This window comes from Bradyrhizobium sp. USDA 4532, assembly GCF_024171315.1.
Taxonomy (GTDB): domain Bacteria; phylum Pseudomonadota; class Alphaproteobacteria; order Rhizobiales; family Xanthobacteraceae; genus Bradyrhizobium; species Bradyrhizobium australafricanum.
This window is the reverse complement of sequence record NZ_JALJZN010000001.1, coordinates 2,337,833-2,357,006: the sequence shown is the minus strand read 5'-3', so window position 1 is coordinate 2,357,006 and position 19,174 is coordinate 2,337,833. Positions and strand designations below refer to the sequence as shown.

Annotated in this window: 20 protein-coding genes; 13 read left to right on the top strand and 7 right to left on the bottom strand. The window is 63.4% G+C overall.

What is annotated here, in order from left to right:
- Positions 1 to 71: 71 nt before the first annotated feature.
- Both J2R76_RS11430 and J2R76_RS11425 read right to left on the bottom strand, forming a co-directional pair.
- The gene (locus tag J2R76_RS11430) at positions 72 to 1,256 is read right to left on the bottom strand and encodes an ABC transporter substrate-binding protein (RefSeq protein WP_244558760.1); all 1,185 of its coding nucleotides are present in this window, start codon (positions 1,254 to 1,256) and stop codon (positions 72 to 74) included.
- A 71-nt stretch (positions 1,257 to 1,327) separates the two neighbouring features.
- The gene (locus J2R76_RS11425) at positions 1,328 to 2,467 is read right to left on the bottom strand and encodes an acyl-CoA dehydrogenase family protein (protein ID WP_076826407.1); all 1,140 of its coding nucleotides are present in this window, start codon (positions 2,465 to 2,467) and stop codon (positions 1,328 to 1,330) included.
- Between the two features lie 80 nt (positions 2,468 to 2,547).
- Between J2R76_RS11425 and J2R76_RS11420 the strand changes: the two genes are divergently transcribed.
- From J2R76_RS11420 to J2R76_RS11405, 4 genes are read left to right on the top strand one after another with little or no spacing between them, the layout of a single operon-like run.
- Positions 2,548 to 3,414 carry a FadR/GntR family transcriptional regulator gene (locus J2R76_RS11420; RefSeq protein WP_083714940.1) on the top strand — a complete coding sequence of 289 codons (867 nt, stop codon included), beginning with the start codon at positions 2,548 to 2,550 and terminating at the stop codon, positions 3,412 to 3,414.
- Positions 3,415 to 3,471: 57 nt separating this feature from the next.
- Positions 3,472 to 4,281 (top strand): enoyl-CoA hydratase/isomerase family protein, encoded by an 810-nt coding sequence (locus tag J2R76_RS11415; RefSeq protein ID WP_225648237.1) that lies wholly within the window; start codon positions 3,472 to 3,474, stop codon positions 4,279 to 4,281.
- 13 nt (positions 4,282 to 4,294) lie between these two features.
- Positions 4,295 to 6,532, top strand: a complete 2,238-nt coding sequence (locus J2R76_RS11410; protein ID WP_253623961.1) for an acyl-CoA dehydrogenase — start codon at positions 4,295 to 4,297, stop codon at positions 6,530 to 6,532.
- Between the two features lie 10 nt (positions 6,533 to 6,542).
- Positions 6,543 to 7,736: a CaiB/BaiF CoA-transferase family protein gene (locus J2R76_RS11405; RefSeq protein ID WP_141342319.1), complete on the top strand. Its 1,194-nt coding sequence runs from the start codon at positions 6,543 to 6,545 to the stop codon at positions 7,734 to 7,736.
- Between the two features lie 21 nt (positions 7,737 to 7,757).
- Here J2R76_RS11405 and J2R76_RS11400 read toward each other — a convergent pair whose 3' ends face one another.
- On the bottom strand, positions 7,758 to 8,252 hold the full coding sequence (locus tag J2R76_RS11400; protein ID WP_253587174.1) for a MarR family winged helix-turn-helix transcriptional regulator: 495 nt from the start codon (positions 8,250 to 8,252) through the stop codon (positions 7,758 to 7,760).
- A gap of 207 nt (positions 8,253 to 8,459) precedes the next feature.
- On the opposite strand from J2R76_RS11400, the gene J2R76_RS11395 reads away from it, so the two are divergent.
- The 7 genes from J2R76_RS11395 (at position 8,460) to J2R76_RS11365 (ending at position 15,347) form a co-directional block, all read left to right on the top strand.
- Positions 8,460 to 8,786: a hypothetical protein gene (locus tag J2R76_RS11395; RefSeq protein ID WP_141342320.1), complete on the top strand. Its 327-nt coding sequence runs from the start codon at positions 8,460 to 8,462 to the stop codon at positions 8,784 to 8,786.
- Positions 8,787 to 8,799: 13 nt separating this feature from the next.
- Positions 8,800 to 10,119, top strand: coding sequence for a Rieske 2Fe-2S domain-containing protein (locus tag J2R76_RS11390; protein ID WP_141342321.1), 1,320 nt, complete (start codon positions 8,800 to 8,802; stop codon positions 10,117 to 10,119).
- The gene (locus J2R76_RS11385; RefSeq protein ID WP_141342322.1) at positions 10,116 to 11,081 is read left to right on the top strand and encodes a PDR/VanB family oxidoreductase; all 966 of its coding nucleotides are present in this window, start codon (positions 10,116 to 10,118) and stop codon (positions 11,079 to 11,081) included. The genes J2R76_RS11390 and J2R76_RS11385 overlap by 4 nt, the downstream gene beginning before the upstream one ends.
- Before the next feature lie 27 nt (positions 11,082 to 11,108).
- Positions 11,109 to 12,332: an ABC transporter substrate-binding protein gene (locus tag J2R76_RS11380; protein ID WP_253623960.1), complete on the top strand. Its 1,224-nt coding sequence runs from the start codon at positions 11,109 to 11,111 to the stop codon at positions 12,330 to 12,332.
- Between the two features lie 53 nt (positions 12,333 to 12,385).
- Positions 12,386 to 13,669 (top strand): CaiB/BaiF CoA-transferase family protein, encoded by a 1,284-nt coding sequence (locus J2R76_RS11375; RefSeq protein ID WP_253623959.1) that lies wholly within the window; start codon positions 12,386 to 12,388, stop codon positions 13,667 to 13,669.
- Positions 13,666 to 14,862 (top strand): acetyl-CoA acetyltransferase, encoded by a 1,197-nt coding sequence (locus J2R76_RS11370; RefSeq protein ID WP_253623958.1) that lies wholly within the window; start codon positions 13,666 to 13,668, stop codon positions 14,860 to 14,862. The genes J2R76_RS11375 and J2R76_RS11370 overlap by 4 nt, the downstream gene beginning before the upstream one ends.
- 83 nt (positions 14,863 to 14,945) lie before the next feature.
- Entirely contained in the window at positions 14,946 to 15,347 is a 402-nt protein-coding gene (locus tag J2R76_RS11365; protein WP_253587169.1) for a Zn-ribbon domain-containing OB-fold protein, read from the top strand.
- 219 nt (positions 15,348 to 15,566) lie between these two features.
- On the opposite strand, the gene J2R76_RS11360 is transcribed toward J2R76_RS11365, so the two are convergent.
- Positions 15,567 to 16,076 (bottom strand): ParB N-terminal domain-containing protein, encoded by a 510-nt coding sequence (locus tag J2R76_RS11360; RefSeq protein WP_141342327.1) that lies wholly within the window; start codon positions 16,074 to 16,076, stop codon positions 15,567 to 15,569.
- 189 nt (positions 16,077 to 16,265) lie between these two features.
- On the opposite strand from J2R76_RS11360, the gene J2R76_RS11355 reads away from it, so the two are divergent.
- Positions 16,266 to 17,060, top strand: coding sequence for an enoyl-CoA hydratase/isomerase family protein (locus J2R76_RS11355; RefSeq protein ID WP_253623957.1), 795 nt, complete (start codon positions 16,266 to 16,268; stop codon positions 17,058 to 17,060).
- Positions 17,061 to 17,269: 209 nt separating this feature from the next.
- On the opposite strand, the gene J2R76_RS11350 is transcribed toward J2R76_RS11355, so the two are convergent.
- The gene (locus J2R76_RS11350; RefSeq protein WP_244558750.1) at positions 17,270 to 17,536 is read right to left on the bottom strand and encodes a DUF2000 family protein; all 267 of its coding nucleotides are present in this window, start codon (positions 17,534 to 17,536) and stop codon (positions 17,270 to 17,272) included.
- Here J2R76_RS11350 and J2R76_RS11345 point away from each other — a divergent pair.
- Positions 17,529 to 17,771 (top strand): DUF3363 domain-containing protein, encoded by a 243-nt coding sequence (locus tag J2R76_RS11345; protein ID WP_244558751.1) that lies wholly within the window; start codon positions 17,529 to 17,531, stop codon positions 17,769 to 17,771. The two genes, J2R76_RS11350 and J2R76_RS11345, sit on opposite strands and share 8 nt — an antisense overlap.
- 27 nt (positions 17,772 to 17,798) lie before the next feature.
- Here the strand turns inward: J2R76_RS11345 and J2R76_RS11340 are convergent, their stop codons facing one another.
- Both J2R76_RS11340 and J2R76_RS11335 read right to left on the bottom strand, forming a co-directional pair.
- Positions 17,799 to 18,389, bottom strand: a complete 591-nt coding sequence (locus tag J2R76_RS11340; protein WP_253623956.1) for an RES family NAD+ phosphorylase — start codon at positions 18,387 to 18,389, stop codon at positions 17,799 to 17,801.
- Positions 18,386 to 19,051, bottom strand: a complete 666-nt coding sequence (locus tag J2R76_RS11335; RefSeq protein WP_076826722.1) for a hypothetical protein — start codon at positions 19,049 to 19,051, stop codon at positions 18,386 to 18,388. The genes J2R76_RS11340 and J2R76_RS11335 overlap by 4 nt, the downstream gene beginning before the upstream one ends.
- Positions 19,052 to 19,174: the final 123 nt, after the last annotated feature.

The following is a 19,174-nucleotide window of genomic DNA, read 5'->3' as shown; positions in this document are numbered from 1 at the left end:
TGCTTGTTCGAGCAGACCTACCCGAGCTTAGCGAGAGCCTTGGTGGCTCTCCGCCCGCAGTCTAGTCTGGTCTAGTCGGCCGATAGAGGAGCGCCGGTCAAGGACCAGCTTTCTCCATCAAATGTCGCAATCCGCAGAGCTCTGAAGGGTGTGTAGTCTCCGGGCCGGGTGCCGATCGCGACGCCTGGGAGCATCATCGGCAATCGTTCGCCATTCAGCGAGGTAGCCTGCTTCATGAGGTTCTCGCGGGTCAGGTCGTCGCCGCATTTGCGCAACGCTAACTCCACGGCGTGCACGTTCATATAGGCCACGAGCACAGAATAGTCGTCCGGGTTGGCTGAAGGTGCGTATGCCTTCAAGAACTGCTTGTAGGCCTTGACCTCCTCATCGTTGGCCCACGCCGGGTCGCCCGGTTGCTTGAGGAATTGCGTTGTAACCAGCCCTTTCGATGCTTCGAGGCCCGCGGGCTTCAGGATAGTTTCGACCGATGCGGTCGAGCCCCCGATCACGTGCAGGGGTTTCCAGCCGAGCTCGTAAACCTTGCGGATCGATTGCGCGGCGGCCTTCGACGACGACTGCTCGATCAGGGTGTCGACGCCGGCGGCCTTCAGCTGCACGATCTGCGAGTCGATCGTCGGATCGGCGAGCTCGTAGGAGGCCTGGGCGACGATCAGCTCGGCCTTCGGACCGAGGCCGGCGCGGAGGCCCTTCAGGTAGTCCTTGCCATAGTCGTCATTCTGATAAAGCACGCCGATTCTGGCGTCCGGCTTTACGGTGAGGATGTATTTGGCGACGACGCGGCCTTCGGTTTCGAAGTCGGGATAGAGCGGGATCGTCCAGGGAAAGGCCTTGGGATCGTTGAAGCGGCGTCCGCCGGCGGTGATGAACAGCTGCGGCACCTGCTTGGCGTTCAGGTATTTCTGGATCGCGACGTTGGGCGCGGTGCCGATCGTGCCGACCTCGGCCAATATGCCGACGTCCTCGATCAGCTTGCGCGATTGTTCGACCGCCTTCGGCGCGCTGTAGGCATTGTCGAGCTGCGTGAAGTTGATCTTGCGGCCGTTGATGCCGCCTTTGGCATTCAGCATCTCGAAGTAGCCGACCACCGCCCGCCCGGCGCCCGCGCCGAACGCGGATGCGGGACCACTCAGCGGCGTCGATTGGCCGAGCTTGATCTCGGTATCGCTGGCACCGGGACCGTAGGCTTTCTGAGCATAGGCAGGTACCGCCAGCAGTACTGACACCGCGCCGGCCATCAGCGCCCGGTTGATGATGTGGTTCAAGTTCGTTCCTCCCTGCAATTGCTTCTTCTTGAAATCGATCCGCGCTAGCGCAGCAGCTCGCGGGCGATCACCACGCGCTGGATCTGGTTGGTGCCCTCAAAAATCTGGGTCAGCTTGGCATCGCGCATCATGCGTTCGACCGGATAGTCCATCGTGTAGCCGTAGCCGCCGAAGATCTGGACCGCGTCGGTCGTCACCTTCATCGCCATGTCGCTGCCGACGCATTTGGCCATGCTGGCAAGCACGTTGAGCCGCTTCCAGTCGCCGGCATCGCCGGCGTGGGCACATTCGTAGACCAGCGCGCGGGCCGCCTCGATCTGCATGGCCATGTCGGCGAGCATGAACTGCACGCCCTGGAACTCGGCGATCGGTTTCTTGAATTGCTTGCGCTCCTTGGCGTAGGCGACGCAGGCATCCAGTGCGCCTTGTGCGAGGCCGACGGATTGCGCGCCGATGGTCGGCCGGTTGAGGTCGAGCGCGCGCATCGACGCGCGAAAGCCCTTGCCTTCCTCACCGACGAGATTTTCCGCGGGAACGCGGACATTGTCGAAGAAGATCGGCGTGTTGGGCGCGCCGCGAAAGCCCATCTTGCGCTCGTGGCGGCCGAACGTGATGCCCGGCATTCTCTTCGGCTCGACGATGAAGGCGCTGATGCCGTCTGCACCGGCGCCGTCACTGGTTCGCGCCATGACCACGATGTAGTCGGCCGCGACACCATAGCTGCACCACTGCTTGCGGCCGTTCAGGACATAACTATCGCCGTCCTTGCGGGCGCGGGTGTTGAGTGCGGCGACGTCGGAGCCGGCCTGCGGCTCCGAGATCGCGATTGCCGTGACCACGCCACCCTCGGCGATGATCGGCAGATACTTCTTGCGCTGCTCCTCAGAGCCGAAATGCAGCAGCGGCATGATGAACATGGTGTTGAGCGCGGCGATCGACGCACAGGCAGGGGAGACCTTGGAGATCTCCTCGCGCGCGATGCAGGCCATGGTCAGGTTGCCATTCGGGCCGCCATAGCGCTCCGGCACCCAGAGCTGCATCAGTCCCATCTCGCCGAACAGCTTGACCAGTTCGAGCGGGAAGCGGTCGGTTTCGTCGATCTCGGCGGCGATCGGCGCCACGTGCCTGGCGACCATTCTGCGCACGTTGTCACGGAACGCGACCTGCTCCTCGGAAAAACTCATGCGAACTCCCGTTTCGTTTTCTTTGCCGGAAGCAAAAAAGGGCTTCCATTGAATGGGTGATCCATTTAATAGTTCACCGCATGAGCACCAAGTCAAGCCCTCGCGCGCCGCGGCGCTCCCGTGCCGCCTCGCCGAGCCGCCGGGAGCGGGCCACCGATCATCGTGCGGCCGGCTCGCCGGCCGCGCCGACATTCAAGCCGATTCACACCAGGCGGACGTTCGAGGAGATCTGCGAGCGCATTCGCGAGCAACTCGCGCTCGGCGTGCTGAAGCCCGGCGACAAGCTGCCGGCCGAGCGCGAACTGGCTCAGCAGCTCGGCGTCAGTCGGAATGTGCTGCGGGAAGCATTGCGCAGCCTCGAAATGGCCGGCGTGCTCCGGCTGCAGAAGGGCGTCAAGGGCGGCGCCTTCATCCAGCAGGGCGACACCCGCCGCATGAACGAGGTCATGCGCGACATGCTGAGCCTCGGGACGATTTCGGTACGGGAATTGTCGGAGGCGCGGGTCCACGTCCTCGACCTCGTGGTGCAGTTGGCTTGTGCCAATGCCCGCCGGGCCGATCTCGATGCATTGGAAGCCAATATCGAGCGGACGGAGCTTGCGACCAAGGAGGGGCGGCTGCTCGACCGGGTCGAATGTTCGCGCGAGTTCTACAAGCTGCTGGCGGCCTCGACCGGCAACAAGGTGATTGCGATGATCGTGGACTCGGTCACCGAGATCCACATGCGCTTCGTCTATGCCAAGGTCGCTTCCAGCGGGGTCGCGATGGCGCGGCTGGCCGAGAAGCGGCGGCAGTTCCTGGCGGCCCTCAGCGAACGGAACGTCGATCTGGCAAGCCGATTGCTGCGATCGCATCTGGAATCCGTGCAGCGCATGCTCGAGCAGGATCCGGGCGCCATGTCGCTTCACGTCGCATTGGCGGATGTGCAGCCCGGGATGCGCCGCTAGCACGCGCCCGCGTTGCCAATAATCAACAACTCAAACAGCGAAACAATGGAGGCAAACGTGTCCAATTACGCCAAATATGAATGCCTGACGGTCGAGGTCGCGGACAAGGTCGCGACCGTGACCTTGAACCGTCCGCAGGCGCGCAATGCCATCAATCAGAAGCTGATCCGCGAGTTGCGCACGATCTGGGACGACCTCGCCGACGATCACGCCGTTAATGCCGTGGTGCTGACCGGGGCGGGCGACTTCTTCAGCGTCGGTGGCGACGTCAAGGCGATGTCCGAGCGGCCCGGCGGCGACGTGCTCGAAGAGGGCGAGGTGCACGATCCCATGATAAGCCGCCGCGGAGTCACCCGCCAGCTCGAGCTCGACAAGCCCATCATCGCGGCGATCAATGGCGATGCCATCGGCCTTGCGGCGACCCATGCGCTGCTTTGCGACATCACGGTGATGGCGGAAGACGCGCGGATCGGCGACACCCACGTCTCGCGTGTCGGCCTCGTCGCCGGCGACGGCGGCACAGTGATCTGGCCGCTGCTGGTCGGCATCAACAAGGCCAAGGAATTCCTGATCCGCGGCACGCTCCTGAAGGGAAATGAGGCGGAGCGGATCGGGCTGGTCAATCATGTCGCGCCGCGCGCGGAGGTGTTGGCCAAGGCCCGCGCGATCGCGGTCGAGCTCGCCAACGGTCCGACCTGGGCCATTCGCTGGACCAAGCTGTCGATCAACCAGATCGTCAAGGAGCGCGTCAACATGCTGCTGGAGGCGTCGATGGCGCTGGAGCAGGTGACGTTCGAGACTGCCGACCACAAGGAAGCGACTATGTCGTTCAAGGAGAAGCGGAAGCCCAGATTCGGCCAGGCATAGCGCGGGCCTCACCATGGCGGCGATCGAAGCCTCGAATGACGATGTCGCAGGAATGCTGCGCGATTCCTTGCGCGGTTTCCTGGACGAGCATTGGCTTCCACTCGGTTTAGCCGCATCGTCCTCGCCGGACGAGGTGTCGGCGATCTGGCGCAAGCTCGTTGGGCAGGGCGTCGCCGCGCTTGGTGCGGAGAGCAGCGAAGGCGGGCTCGCCGAAATCCTCGTCGTCATGGCGGAACTCGGCCGGGCCGGCTGCACGGCGCCGATGTGGTCTGCGGCGCTCGCCAATCTTGCGATCTCCGGATCGCAGGTCGACGTCGCGGTGGATCTGCTGGAGCGGCTGCAGTCCGGGGAGGCGACCGTCGCCTTCTCATTTGGTGCGCTGGATCCGGACGCCGGCACAGGAGCGGTTGAGGTCACGGACCTCAAGGCAAAGGGCGTGCTTCGTTTTGTCGAGGCTGCCGGAGGCGCGACGCACCTTCTGGTCGTTCTTGACCAGGCCCAGCTTGGGCTGATCAATCTTGACGGTCCCGGTGTCGAGTGCGTCGCAACCCGCGCGATGGGAGCGTGGGGGCTCTACGAGGTCCGGCTGAACGAAGCGCCGCTCACGCGCATTCCCATAGATACAGTCGATCTCGACCATCTCCGCATCAAGGGCAGAGCGATGTTGACCGCGCGTGCCTATGGCGCGGCGCGGCGTGCCTTTGAGCTCGCCGTGGACTATGCCAAGGAACGGCACCAGTTCGGGCAGCCGATCGGCAGGTTCCAGGCCATCCAGCACAAGCTGGCCGACTGCCTGATTGCGCTCGAAGGCGTCAGGTTGATCCTCGACCATGCCGCCAGACTGCATGACGGCGGCGAGGGCGGCTGGCGCTACTTCGCCGATTGCGCATCGGCGTTCTCCGGTCATGCGCTACGGCAGGTGTCGCTGGAGGTCCAGCATACGTTCGGTGCGATCGGTTATGCCGAAGAGCACGAGGCGCCAATCCACTTCAAGCGCGTGCATCTCGATACGATCGCGCTTGGCGGCGTCTCGGATGCCAAGAGCAGGCTGGCAGCGCGGCTGTTGGATGCGGGCGGCGTCGGGCTGCCGCAATATGACCTCGGGGCCGCTGGAAATGCGTTTCGCGAGCAGATCCGGCTCTGGCTCGAGCAACACTGGACTGGAGATACGAAGCAAGCATTCGACGGAAGGCCCTTCGCCAAGCGTGAGTTCGATGCCGGCTTCGCCCGCGACATCGGTGAGACCGGATGGATCGGGCTCGGATGGCCAGAGCAATTCGGCGGCCAGGCGCGCTCGCCCCTGGAGCAGATCGCCTTCATGGAGACCATGGAGCGGGGCGAGGCGCCGCGGATCGGCGCGGCGATCCAGGCCAATGCGCTGATGATGTTCGGCACGGCAGCGCAGCAGCAGAAATACCTTCCGGAAATCCTGCGTGGCGAAGCGATGCATGGCATGGGCTACAGCGAGCCGCAGGCAGGGTCGGACCTTGCCGCGCTGCGCACCAGTGCGGCCAGGGACGGCGATCACTGGGTGATCAACGGCCAGAAGATCTGGACCACCACCTGGTGGGGCAAATACATGTTCCTCGCCGCGCGGACCGACAAGGACGCGAAGCCGCCACACGCGGGCATCAGCATGTTCATCGTGCCGATGGATGCGCCGGGCATCACGATCAGTCCATCAGCAACCATGTATGATGGCACGTTTGCCAACATCTTTTACGACAACGTCCGCATCCCCGCCGAGAACCTGGTCGGCGAGGTCAATGGCGGTTGGAAAGTGTTGACCGGCGCGCTGGCCTTCGAGCGCGGGCTGGTTGGTGGCGGGATCGTCCTGAAGGTCGCGCACGCCTTCGAGCAACTGCGTTCGCAAGTGATGGCGAAGCAAGGTGATCGGTCTCTCGCCGATGATCCAATCATCCGCGACAGGATGGTGACCTTGGCGTCAGAGATCGAGATCGGCCGTCTCTTGATGATGCGTTGCGCCGAACTTGCCGCCGACGGCGTGACGCCGCCGGAATATGGCGCGATCAGCAAGGTGTTCTCCGGTGAGCTGATGGAGCGATTCGGCGAGGCTGCGCTCGACATCCTTGGCATGCGTGCCGCGCTGTCCGAGCAGATGCCGGCCGCGATCGACAACGGTCGCTTCGAGCAAAGCCTGCGGCATTCGCTGATGTGGGTCATCAGCATCGGGACCAACGAGATTCAGCGCAGTCTGATCGCGCAACGCGCGCTCGGGCTGCCGAGATAGGAGAGATCGGATGCAGAAGGATGGCGACAGGGCGCCGCTCACCGGCGTGCGCGTGCTCGATTTCTCGATCATGGTGGCAGGGCCGTATTGCGCGCGGCTGCTCGCCGACGTCGGCGCCGAGGTCATCAAGATCGAGCCTCCGGAAGGCGATGACATGCGGTTGCGAACGCCGCTGCGCGAAGGCCACAGCACCTATTTCGGCCAGCTCAATGCCGGCAAGCGTAGCCTGGCGCTGGACCTGAAGAATGCCGACGCCATCAGGCTCGTACATCGCATGGTCGCGGAGGCGGACATTCTCGTCGAGAATTTCCGCCCTGGCGTGATGGACCGCCTTGGTCTTGGCTACGAGACGCTCTGCGAGATCAACCCGCGCCTCATCTATTGCTCGATCTCGGGTTATGGCCAGTCAGGCCCAGCAGCCGAGCGCGCGGCTTATGCGATGATCGTCCATGCCGAGAGCGGATTCGATCACTCCTTGATGCGTTATGCCGGTGACCGGGAGCGTCCCGCGCCGGGCGCGATCTTTGTCGCCGATATCCTCGGCGGCATCTTCGGCTATTCCGCGATCCAGACCGCGATGGTCCAGCGAACGCGCACCGGGAAAGGACAGCGCGTCGATGTAGCCTTGATGGACTGCATGATGAATCTGCTGGTCTATGAGCTTCAGGAGGCGCAATTCCCGATCCGTTCGCCGCGCCCGACCTATGGGCCGGTCCGCGCGCGCGATGGCGATATTCTGATCGCCCCGGTCACGCCGCGTAATTTCGCGGCGCTGTGCGAGGTGACCGGGCAGGAAGAGTTGGTGAACGATCCGCGCTTTTCGACCATTCCAGCGCGCGGCGCCAATTGGACCGCCATGATGCAGGTGATCGAGAAATGGACCGAACGCCACACCGTTGCTGAATGCATCGCGGCGCTGGATCGCGCCGGTGTTCCCTGCGCCGAGTACCGGACGCCGGGCGCGGCGCTGACCGATGCCCATTTGCGCCAACGTGGGGTGTTTGGGACCGTCTCGGACGGGGCAGGTGACTTCATCGGCGTCAATGCGCCATGGCAGATGTCCGGGGCCGATACGCCGATGGGACGTCGAGTTCCCGGGATCGGCGCGCAGCGGGACGATGTGCTGTCGCGGATCCTGGGCCTGTCGCCGGACGCAATCGCGACGCTCGCCGCTGCGGGCACGTTCGGGAAGGTGCAGGCGTAGGGCCGCTGGACGCCGGCGATTTCACGTATCGGCCGGACTGTCCGGCGGCGGAGCCTTCGCGATCGCCAACAGGCATTTCAGGAAATGCGCGCGGTCCTCCTTGCGAAGGGGGGCCAGCATGATGTTTTGCAGCTCGGTGGCGGCCGGAATGACGGCGAGAAGCGCTTCCTCGCCTTTAGCCGTGATCTGCACCTGGAGCGAGCGGCGGTCGTCCGGATTGTCTTTCTTCGAGACCAGTCTGCGCGCGACCATGCGCTTCAGCATTTCGCTGAGCGTGTTGCGGTCGCAGCTGATCCGTTCGGCCAACACGGAGGGGGTTAGAGGACCTAACTGATACAGCGCCATCAGCACACCGAACTGCCGCGGCGTGATATCGCTCTGGCGCGTCATGCTTTGATAAAGCCCATCGTAGCGGGCCTCCAGCAGACGCAACAGGAATCCGACACCACCCTCGAGCTGCCAGTCGCGTGCAACGTCTGCCGCCGAGGTTGTCTGCTTGCCTTTATCGGCTGCCATGCCGTTGTCTGGATCCCAGCTGCGTTCTGCGAATTGCGTCCTAGCCGTTAGCAGCTTGGCTGATCGTCCTCAACCCTGTGGCGAACCACGTCACCAGCCTCTTTCTGAGGGAGACAGGGTCGGCCTCGGCTCTTGCCAGCCTTCCGATAATGTAGTACGTATACGTATCAAATGCGATGCGAAGACGTCGTTCAGGGAGGTTGAAACTTGGACCTGCGTGAGCTGCTGTCGATTCCCTATTTGCTTGAGGCGGAGGCAGTCGAAACCGAGCCGGGGAAGTGGCGGGTTCGCCTTGCCTATCCGGAGCTGCCGGGGTGCACGGCTGAAGCCGCCGTCGTCGAGGACGCTCTGCGCGAGCTCGAGCGGCGCCGCATCGAATTGATTGTCGGCCTGGTGGAGCAGGGCAAGCAACCTCCCATTCCACGCCAGCCGCTCACCGCATCCGATCCGCTCTGGACCGCCCAGGATCTCGGACTGTCTGACCGTGTCGCCGCGCTTCTCGGCGGCGCGGCAGGCCCGGCCACACGCAATTGAAGGAGGCGACCCCATGCTCTCGCGCGAAGACAATGAACGGCTGGTGAGGGTCGGCAAGGGAACGCCACTCGGCGAACTTTTCCGCCTGTACTGGATTCCTTTCCTGCCGTCGGCTGATCTCGCCGCGGACGGGCAGCCGAAGCGCATCCGGCTGCTGGGCGAGGATCTCGTCGCCTTTCGCGATTCCGAGGGGCGCATCGGGCTGGTCGACCAGGCCTGCCCGCATCGCGGAGCGCCGCTGGTCTTTGCACGAAATGAGGATTGCGGGCTGCGCTGCGTCTATCACGGCTGGAAATTCGACGTCACCGGCGCCGTGACTGACATGCCGGCAGAGCCAGTGCGCAGTCGCCTCAAGGAGCGGGTGCGGATCAAGGCCTATCCCTGCAAGGAGCGCAACGGGATGATCTGGACCTATATGGGTCCCGACCAGGCTGAGCTTCCGCCGCTGCCGAATCTCGAATGGAATCTGGTGCCTGCCGAGCAAGTGCACATCTCGGTTCGCGTCCAGGAGTGCAATTGGCTGCAGGCGGTCGAGGGTGAGATCGATTCAGCGCACGCGCCGCTGCTTCATGGACGACTGGATGCGCAGGGCACGACGAGCGCTTGGATCCAGAAGCGCGACCTGCGCCCGACCTTCGAATGCATTAAGCAGGATTTCGGCATGAGCATCGCCGCGCGGCGCAATTACGATGCCAACACGCTGTACTGGCGGGTCAACCAGTTCCTGCTGCCGTTCTATACGCTGGTGCCTCCGCTGTCTCCGTTCCCGGATTTGAGCGGGCACGCCTGGGTCCCGATCGATGACGAGAACACGCTCTGCATCATGTTCTCCTATCATCCATCGGAGCCGCTGCTGGAGAAAACCCGGCAGGTCTTCGCCGAAGGACACAAGGGCCGCGAGAGTGGTCATGCCAGCCGCCACGCGCTCGTCCAGCACCCGGTGACGGTCCCATACGCAGGCTACTGGACGAAATACAATCCGCAGAACGGCTTTCAGTTCGACTACGAGGCGCAGCGGACCACCTGGTTCTCGGGCCTGCCGGGGCTCTGGGTGCAGGACGGCGCCTGCCAAAGCGGCGTCTCGCCGATCTTTGATCGCACCAAGGAGACGCTCTGCTCAAGTGATACCGGCATCGCGATGACGCGACGTTTCATTCTTGAAGCGCTTGGCGCCTATCGCGATCACGCGATCAAGCCCAAAGGAGTCTTGGACCCGGACGTGTTCATGGTGCGAGCGGTCTCGCTGCGGTTGCCGCCGGAGGATTTGTGGGTTGACGTCGGCGCGCCGTTCATGCGTGCGAAGCTTGGCGCCGATTTCGGGTACGAGCTGTGAGCGCATTCGAACACACGGCTGGTACGCTGGAGGTGCTGGTCAAGCGTATCGGATATGAGGCCGAGCGGATCAATTCGTATGAGCTGATTGCCCCGACGGGCGGCGAACTGACGCCGTTCACGGCCGGGAGCCACATCGACCTGCATCTGCCGAACGGCATGATCCGCAGTTATTCGCTGGTAAACGACCAATGCGAGCGGCACCGGTATGTCATCGCGGTGAACAGGGATGGCGAGAGCCGGGGCGGGTCCAGCTTTGTCCACGACACCGTCAGGGTCGGGAACATCATAAGGATCTCCGAGCCGCGGAATAACTTCGCGCTCCGCGAGGAGGCCGACCATTCTGTCCTGATCGCCGGGGGCATCGGCATCACGCCGCTGCTGTCGATGATCCGACGGCTTGAGGCGCTTGGACGTCACTGGGAGCTGTTCTATGCCGCGAGGACGCGCGCCGCTGCCGCATTCCTCGACGAACTCGGCACGTATCGATCGAGGGTACATCTCGATTTCGACGACGAGCGATCGGGACGGGTGTTCGATCTCCCGGCGCTCGTCAGGAACGCTCCGCCTCGCGCGCATCTCTACTGTTGCGGTCCGGTGCCCATGCTCGAGGCGCTCGAGGCGACGACGGCCGATCGCCCGGCCGATCACGTACATGTCGAATATTTCAAGGCCCGGGAAGCTCCAGCCACCGAAGGTGGCTTCGACGTCAAGCTGGCGCGAAGCAACCGCACGATTGCAGTCGAGCCCGGCAAGACGATCCTCGATGCGCTGCTGGAGGCCGGGATCGCCGCGAACTATGCCTGTACCGAAGGTGTCTGCGGCACCTGCGAGACGCGCGTGCTCGAGGGCATACCCGACCATCGCGACCAGTTCCTGAGCAACGAAGAGCAGGCGGCGAACAAGAGCGTCATGATCTGCTGCTCGGGCGCCAAGTCCCGGACGCTTGTGCTCGATCTCTAACACAACAACATACGACGGGTGGAAACAATGAAGTATCTTTCGCAGATAGCCGGAATAGCTCTCCTGGCCTTTTGTGCCGGTTCGCCGGCGACGGCGGTCGCCGCGCGGTCTCTGAAGATCGGCGTGCTCAACGACGCGTCCGGCCCTTACTCGGACAATGCCGGCGAAGGTTCTGTGACAGCGGCCAAAATGGCGGCCGAGGACTTCATGCGGCTTCATCCGGATTTCAAGGTCGAGATCGTCTCGGCGGATCACCAGAACAAGGCTGATGTCGGCGCCGCCATCGCGCGCCGCTGGATCGATCAGGAGAAGGTCGATGCGGTCGCCGACGTGCCGAACTCGGCCGTTGGGCTGGCGGTCAACGAGGTCATGCGCGGCACCAAAGCGGCGCTGATCGCATCGAGCGCGGCGTCGTCCGACCTGACCGGGAAATACTGCTCACCCAATACGATTCAGTGGACCTTCGATACCTGGGCGGCCTCTCACACCATCGGCGCCTATCTCGTGCATCACGGCGGCAAGAAATGGTACTTCATCGCCACCGACAATGCGCTCGGCAAATCGATGGTGCGCGACGGAACGGCGGTGATCGGTGCCGGCGGCGGGACCGTTCTCGGATCGGTCAATGTACCGATCAACAATGCGGACTATGCCTCGTTCATCCTGCAGGCCGAAGGCTCGGGCGCCGACGTGATCGCGTTCGCGACCGCCGGTGGCGACACCGTCAGCCTGATCAAGCAATCCGCCGAGTTCGGGCTGAAGCAGAGCGGGCGCACCTTCGCCGCGCTATTGACCACCACCAACGATGTCGAGTCTAGCGGGCTTGCGGTCGGGGAGGGGCTGATCATCACGCAGCCGTTCTACTGGGACCTCGACGATGCCAGCCGCGCCTGGTCGACCAAATTCGGCGAGCGGCAGCATGGGCAGTCGCCGACCGCCTTCCACGCCGGCGTCTATTCCTCCGTGCTGGCCTATCTGAACGCGGCGCTGGCGGCGGGAACCAATGACGCGCCGGCCGTGATCCAGAAGCTGAAGGAGAAGCCGATCGATGACGCCTTGTTCGGGCCAGTCGTGGTGCGCGCCGACGGCCGCGCCATCCACAACATGTACATCTTCAAGGTGAAGAGCCCGAGTGCCTCGAAGAGCAAGTGGGACCTGCTGGAGCAGGTCGGCGCGCTGTCCGGGCCGGAAGCCTTCCGGCCGCTCGACCAGGGCGGTTGCTCGCTCGTCGACCCGCCGAAGAGCAATTGACGACGACGGCCGCGATCCTTGGATCAACACTGCTCAAATTGACGGATATCCCGATGCTGGATCAGCTTGAAGCCGACTTCCCCGAGCACACGCCTCGTCCCGCCGGCGCGCCAAGAGCGCTTGAGGGGATCCGGGTGATCGATTTCTCGCATTTCATCGCGGGGCCGTTTGCCACCATGATCCTCGCCGACATGGGGGCCGAGGTGATCAAGATCGAAGCGCCGGGCCGCGGCGACGATCTGCGCCGTTATCCCCCGGTGCATCCCGATCTCAGGCACGGTGCGCCGTTCCTGTGGACCAACCGGAACAAGCGCAGCGTCGCCCTCGATCTCAAATCGCTCGAGGGCCTGAAGATCGCGCGCGAGCTGATCGCGACGGCGGACGTCCTTGTCGAGAATTTTTCCGCGAGCGTGATGGCACGGCTGGGGCTCGACTACGAGAGCTGCCGCAAGATCAAACCCGAGATCATCTACTGCTCGGTGTCGGCCTATGGCCGCGACGGGGCATTTTCGGACCGGCTTGGCTTTGATCCGATCGCGCAGGTCGAGAGCGGCTTCGTGTCGATGAACGGCTATGCCGACCGCGAAGGCGTGCGGGCTTTGTCGCCGGTGATGGACATCAGCACTGCGATGATGGCCAGCAATGCGATCCTTGGCGCCCTGTTGGCGCGCGAGCGCAGCGGGCACGGCCAGGCCGTCGAGGTGTCATTGTTCGAGAACGCCGTCCTGATGACCGGCTACGCGACCACGCAGTCGCTCTTTAGCGGTGCCGATCCGAGGCGAAGCGGCAACACCAGCCCGGACACGTGTCCGTCGGGTGTGTTCCAGGCCAGCGATTGCTCCTTCTATATCAACTGCGGCAACGACAAGATCTTCCAGCGCCTGACGGCGAAGGTTCTCGAGCGCGAGGATCTCGCGGGGGCCGAAATCTATGCAACCGGCCCCGATCGAATCCGCCGGCGCGAGGAGTTGTTCGCGATCCTCGGCGATGCCTTTGCCCGGCAGCCCTGGTCGCACTGGCAGTCGCGGATGCGGGCGGCCGGCGTGCCCTGCGGCCAGCTGCGCACCGTCGGCGAGGCGATCCGTTCGCCCGAGGCGAGGGAGCGCGGGATCGTCACCCGGATCCCGCATGAGACGGTGGGGTGGGTGCCGAACGTGAACCTGCCGATCCGGTATTCGCGGACACCGATCGTGGATCCCGTTGCGGCACCGGCAGTTGGGCAGCACACCGAGAATGTGCTGCTTGAGTTGCTCGGCTACGACAAGACGGAGATCGCGCGCCTTGCCGGAGGCGGAGCCTTCGGCAGCGAGGCTTCGCGACAGGATGCCAAACCGTGACCGGGCGCGCGCGGGACGAGCGGACGCTGCGGGGCCATGTGGCCGTGATCGGGATCGGTGAAACCGAATATTATCGTCATGGCGCTTCTCCCGATCCGGAATTCAAGCTCGCGTTGAAGGCGATCCTGGCGGCTTGCGAGGATGCCGGGCTCGATCCCCGCGAGATCGATGGCTTCTCGTCCTACAGCGACGATCGCAGCGAGGCGTCACGGCTGGCTGCGGCGCTGGGTACGCATCGACTGCGCTCCGCGACCATGCAATGGGGCGGAGGCGGCGGCGGTTGCAGTGCGGCGGTTGCCAATGCGGCCGCCTCGATCGTCGCGGGCCTTGCCGATTGTGTCGTGGTGTTCCGCTCATTGGCGCAGGGCCAATATGGCCGTTTCGGACAGGCAGCCGGGATTCACACCGTTTCGGGCGAACGGTCCTATCTGATGCCCTATGGGGTGCTGGCTCCCCCGCAGCGCTTTGCCATGCGGGTGCAACGCTACATGCACGAGCATGGCGTGCGACAGGAGGCTTTGCGCGCGATTGCGCTCGCCTCCTATCATCATGCCCAGGCCAACCCGCGCGCGGTGATGCGAGGCAAGCCGCTGGATATCGAGAAGTACGATGCCTCGCGCTGGATCGTGGAGCCCTTCCATCTTTACGATTGCTGCATGGAAAATGACGGCGCAGCGGCATTGGTGCTGGTATCGGCAGAGCGCGCCAGCGACTTCCGGCACAAGCCGGCCTATCTGCTCGGTGCGGCCTTCGGATCCGGACATCGTGCGGCGGCAACGGCGCACAATGCGCCGCTCTACGCCACCGCGAACTTCGGCACCGTTGCATCCGATCTGTACCGCATGGCCGGGGTAGGGCCGTCAGATGTCGGTGTGGTCCAGGCGTACGAGAACTTCACCGGCGGTGTCGTGATGGCGCTGGCGGAGCACGGCTTCTTCAGGCCCGAGAAGGCCAACGACTTCCTGACCTTCGACAATTTGATCGCTCCATCCGGGAGGCTCCCGCTCAACACCAGTGGCGGCAACCTTGCCGAATGCTACATGCACGGCTTTGAGCTGGTGTTGGAAGCGGTTCGTCAGGTGCGTGGCGCGTCGGCGAGCCAGGCTCGACGAAATGATGTGGCGCTGGTGATCGGCGGCCCGATGGTGACGCCGGCCAGCAACCTCATTCTGGGTTCAGAGGCGACGCTATGAGTGGGTCTTCACGTGCGCACTATCTCCCTGCCGGGTTGCCCATTCCGGTCAGTGACCCAGATGGGCTTTCGGCGCCGTATTGGATGGGCCTGCGGGAAAACCGCCTGCTGGTGCAACGCTGCGTCCGCTGCCGTTCCTGGCAGTTCGGGCCTGAATGGATTTGCCACAATTGTCATTCCTTTGACCTTAGGTGGACGGACGTCGAGCCGACCGGCCGCATCTACAGTTGGGAACGCGTGTGGCATCCGTCATACCCGGCGCTAAAGCAGCACGGCCCGTATCTCGCGCTGCTCGTCGAGCTACCACGCGCCGGTGGCGTGCGCATGGTGGGTAATCTGCTGGGCGATCCGCGCCAGACCGTGGTCATCGGAACTGAGGTTGGAGGAGTCTTCGAACATCACCCGGAGTCCGATCCATCCTTTTCGTTGCTGCAATGGCGGCTGAAGCAAGGCGCTGACCGGGTGGATGGTCACTCGACCGGCTAACAAGTTTTGTGGATTGGCAAGAATAATCCAGACGCAGACGAGCCGGACCCGGTGTGTCGACGTTATTTCTCTTGGCTTAAGCTGGCTCAAACGAGCGCAGGATGGATGGGGCGAAAGTTCAAGTATTGCTGTGACTTAGAAGATCGCTTGAGCAGCGAGAGATCAAGAAAAATCCATCGCCAGCTAGATGACGTTGGATGCAGGACCGAAGGCGGGCAATCAATAACGGCCACCGTCGCGCTTCTGCTGGGCGATCCAATCTGACAACGTCTTTTTCGGCGTCGGCGCTGAGGTCCGGCTTGGCGTTGTTCTCGGGTTCTCGCCCGCGCCCCTTGCCGAGCGGGCTCGCTGCTTATCCGTCCGGTTCAAGGCAGCACTCGAACTTTCTGCAGCTTCCTTCTCAAGACGCAGCTTTTTCAATCGCGCCATCTTGTCGCGTTCTGCATCTGCTTCGGGTCCCTCGGACAAGAGCGTCCTTTGCTGAGCATCCTCCGCCGAGACCACGATTCCCACAATCGTCGTCTCTCCAAGCGCCTTGCAAGCTTCGAGCCGCTGTAGTCCCTCGACCAGAACGAAGCGGTCTTCGTCGGGCCTGACGAGAATGGGGGTTTGTTGTCCGATTTCCAGAATGCTTCCAGCGATCTCCTCGACGACTTGAGGCTTGATTGCCTTCCTTCTTTTCACGGGAACGTAGATCTTCTCGATTGGGAAGCTTTCCGGTTTGGGCATAACGTCTACTCCGCTGTACAGGCCCGTCCGAAACGTATGCCGGAGAGGCAGGATTTTAAGAATGAACCGCGCGGCTGCAATGGCAATCTTAGCGCGCCGAGGCTTGATCGGTGCGGGAGCCGGGCGCATTCTGAGCGGTGCAGCGCCAACGCGTGATTGTCCGGCGAGCGGTTGCAGTGAGAGTAGGCTATGCGCCTTGTTTCCATCCAGGATCACGACGCGATCCGTGTCATCACCTATGCTAACGCCCCATTCGGCACCATGACGGCCGTCGGGGTGGCTGAGATGTTCGATGCGGTAGCCGCTGCAGGGATGGCCCTATCGATCCGGGTCATTGTCATTACAGGGGGCCTACCTGGCATCTTCATCCGTCACTACGACGTTGGGGAACTCTCTGAGGCCGCAGACGCGATTGAGCGCGGAGCGCCTCGCGCCCCGCCGTCGCCTGGTCCTCGACCACCCGGTTTCCACGCGCTGACGGATGCGATTGCAGCGGTCGACAAGCCGGTCATTGCGGCTATCAATGGCCTGTGCATGGGAGGAGGCTTCGAGCTTTCGCTGGCCTGCGACCTGCGCATCGCCGGGAGCAGTGTTACGGCGATTGGGCTTCCGGAAACGCGCATCGGCATCTTTCCGGGTGGTGGCGGTACACAGCGTTTGCCCAGGATCGTTGGAGAGGCCAGGGCGCTCGAGATGATCCTTCGTGGCCTGACAGTGACGGGACAGCGCGCGCACGAAATCGGAATTGTGCATGAGGTCGTCGCCGATCCGCTCGCGCGTTCCCTTGAGATCGGCGCTGAGCTATCGGGCCGAAGTGCCGAAGGCCTGGCCTTTGCCAAGCGCCTTACCCGGTCAGCTCTCGACCGTCCGTTGGCCGAAGGCCTGGCTGACGAGCGCAAAAGCTTTTCCACCGTGATGAGGACAGCTTCGGCTCGGGAAGGCCTGCGGGCCGGCCGACCACCAGCCGAAATCCAGAAGCTCTAATGTCACACGGCTCCCCTTGAGGTAGCCGGACGCTCGCACGCGAGGGCTTCCCGGTGAGCTTGAAACGTGGCTCACGAGGGCTGGAAGTCTTAATATCCCAACGAGAGCACCTCGCAGCTATGCTTGAGCGGGGATGGCGCCATGGCGTAAGGGTACACGACCATGCTCATGATGAGGTCAGTCCTCAGGTTCACGACGGGGCGTTATCTTCAGCGCAAGAGCTTCAAATTGCCGGTCAGCGACCGAACCCATTTCTCGGGCCCGTAGAAGCCCAAGCCGTCAATCGTCTCGTTCGAGAGCGCGCGCAGCGGAAATTCGGCGAGATAGTCCTCAAAGCGGTGGAGTCCCCTGGCGAATTGAGGAAAGGGGACCAAAACGGCGCCGCTCGCCAATGGCTGCGCGCGCGTCAGCAGTACGGACAGCGCTTCGGGCGTGGCTTGCAGAATTGGTACCGGACGGTTTGCATGTGTGGGCAAGCTTACGGGGCGCGAATATCGCAACGTCAGGGCCGGCGACAGCCTCAGCGGCGTCTACAAGCGAATGCTCACGCTCAGTAGCGGACGGTACGCGCTGATCGAGCAGTCGCGCGAATTCGTCCTGGTGCCCTGGCGGCCGGTTCTGGAGCGCGCGCGTGGCCAACTCGTCAGCGGCAGCGTCGGCGGAGAGGGCATTTCCTGGTCGATCGGAATGAAGCGCGGCATCGGACGCTAGTCCAGAGCCTCTCCGACTTCGACGCGGCTAGCCGGGTGCAAGTCCGACCCTGTATCGCTGCGCAAGGCGCCAGAACCAGTCCTGATCGAGGTTGGTCTGTCGATCGATTTCTCTGACTGAGCTGAGTGCGCGATCGAACAGCGCATAGCAGAGACCTTCGTCGTCGTGGCGGGCGTAATAGGCGATGCCATCGGGATTGAGCGGATGGCTGAAAAGCGCCTTCGACCAGGCCTGCGGCACGTCGTAAGGCAGTCCGCCATGCACCAGTTCGGCGGTCGCGCCGAGAATGGCGAGGGAGGGGCCGGCCAGTCTGACCAGCGAAAGATCTGCCGTGATCTTGAGGCGAGCATAGGCCTTGCGACGGAGCAGGCTGGGGTCGAGCAGCGTCCGTCCCGGCACGCGGAGGAACGTCTCCGCGAAGGCGCCAAAAGGCTCTCGGGCGGCATAGAGAACGCCATAGCTCCCGTCGGGCGCATTCAGCCGGCCGAGACGCGATGTATCGAAGAAGATTGGATCGTACCCGGCGGTGTAGAACCGGTGAACGACCGTACCCGCCCGCAGCCGGACCTGGCGGGGACGGCGACGATCGAGATCGTGCGGCGGCAGCGGAGCGCTCACGCGCCTTGCTGAGCCATGCGCCGGGCGGCCTCGACCACAAGTTCAACCTTGCCTTCCCTCAGGAGGTCGATCGGCTTGCGGCCACCCAACCGGTCGTCAGGCTGGGCGAGGAAGTTCAGAACCGTCCAGGGGTTGTTGGTCGGCAGCGCCTCCTGGACGGACTTGAGACCTTCGACGACGGTGCCGTCGACGTTGAACTGAAGCGTCGGAAAGCTTCGGTGGTTGCTGGGACCCGGTACCGCAAGGAGGCTGCCTTCCTGCACGCGCTTGTCGACGGCCTGCCGGGAGATGCCCCGCAGGAGCGTTCTGACCTGGTCCAGATCATACGCACCGCCGGATCGCCGAAGATCCTCCTGCGCAATGCGGACGCCCTCGAGAACGGCGAGCGCGCGGGCATTGGGCGCGAATGCGTCCTTGTTGACGACAGCGGTTTTCTTCGCCGCCTCGGAGAAGAACCGGAATGCTTGCCCCGTTAGTTGCTTGTTCTGCTCACGCACCTTCTGCAGTGCGGTCACGCTTTTGGAAACGATGGCGACCTGCGCGTCGGCAGGAAGCGCGAGGCTCTTCAGGGCCGCGGGTTTCTGCTTAAGTACCATCATCACACCGTCCTCGTGGACGGACAGATCCTCGGTACCGGAGGGCTTTGACTGTGCCTTGGACATGAGCTGAACTCCGCCTTCAATATCGGTATCGAATGCAACTTTGTCAACTTTGACAAACCACAACAGAGGTATTATAGTAGTATAATTGATCCGTGTACGAGATCGCTGCCATCGCGCAGCCCG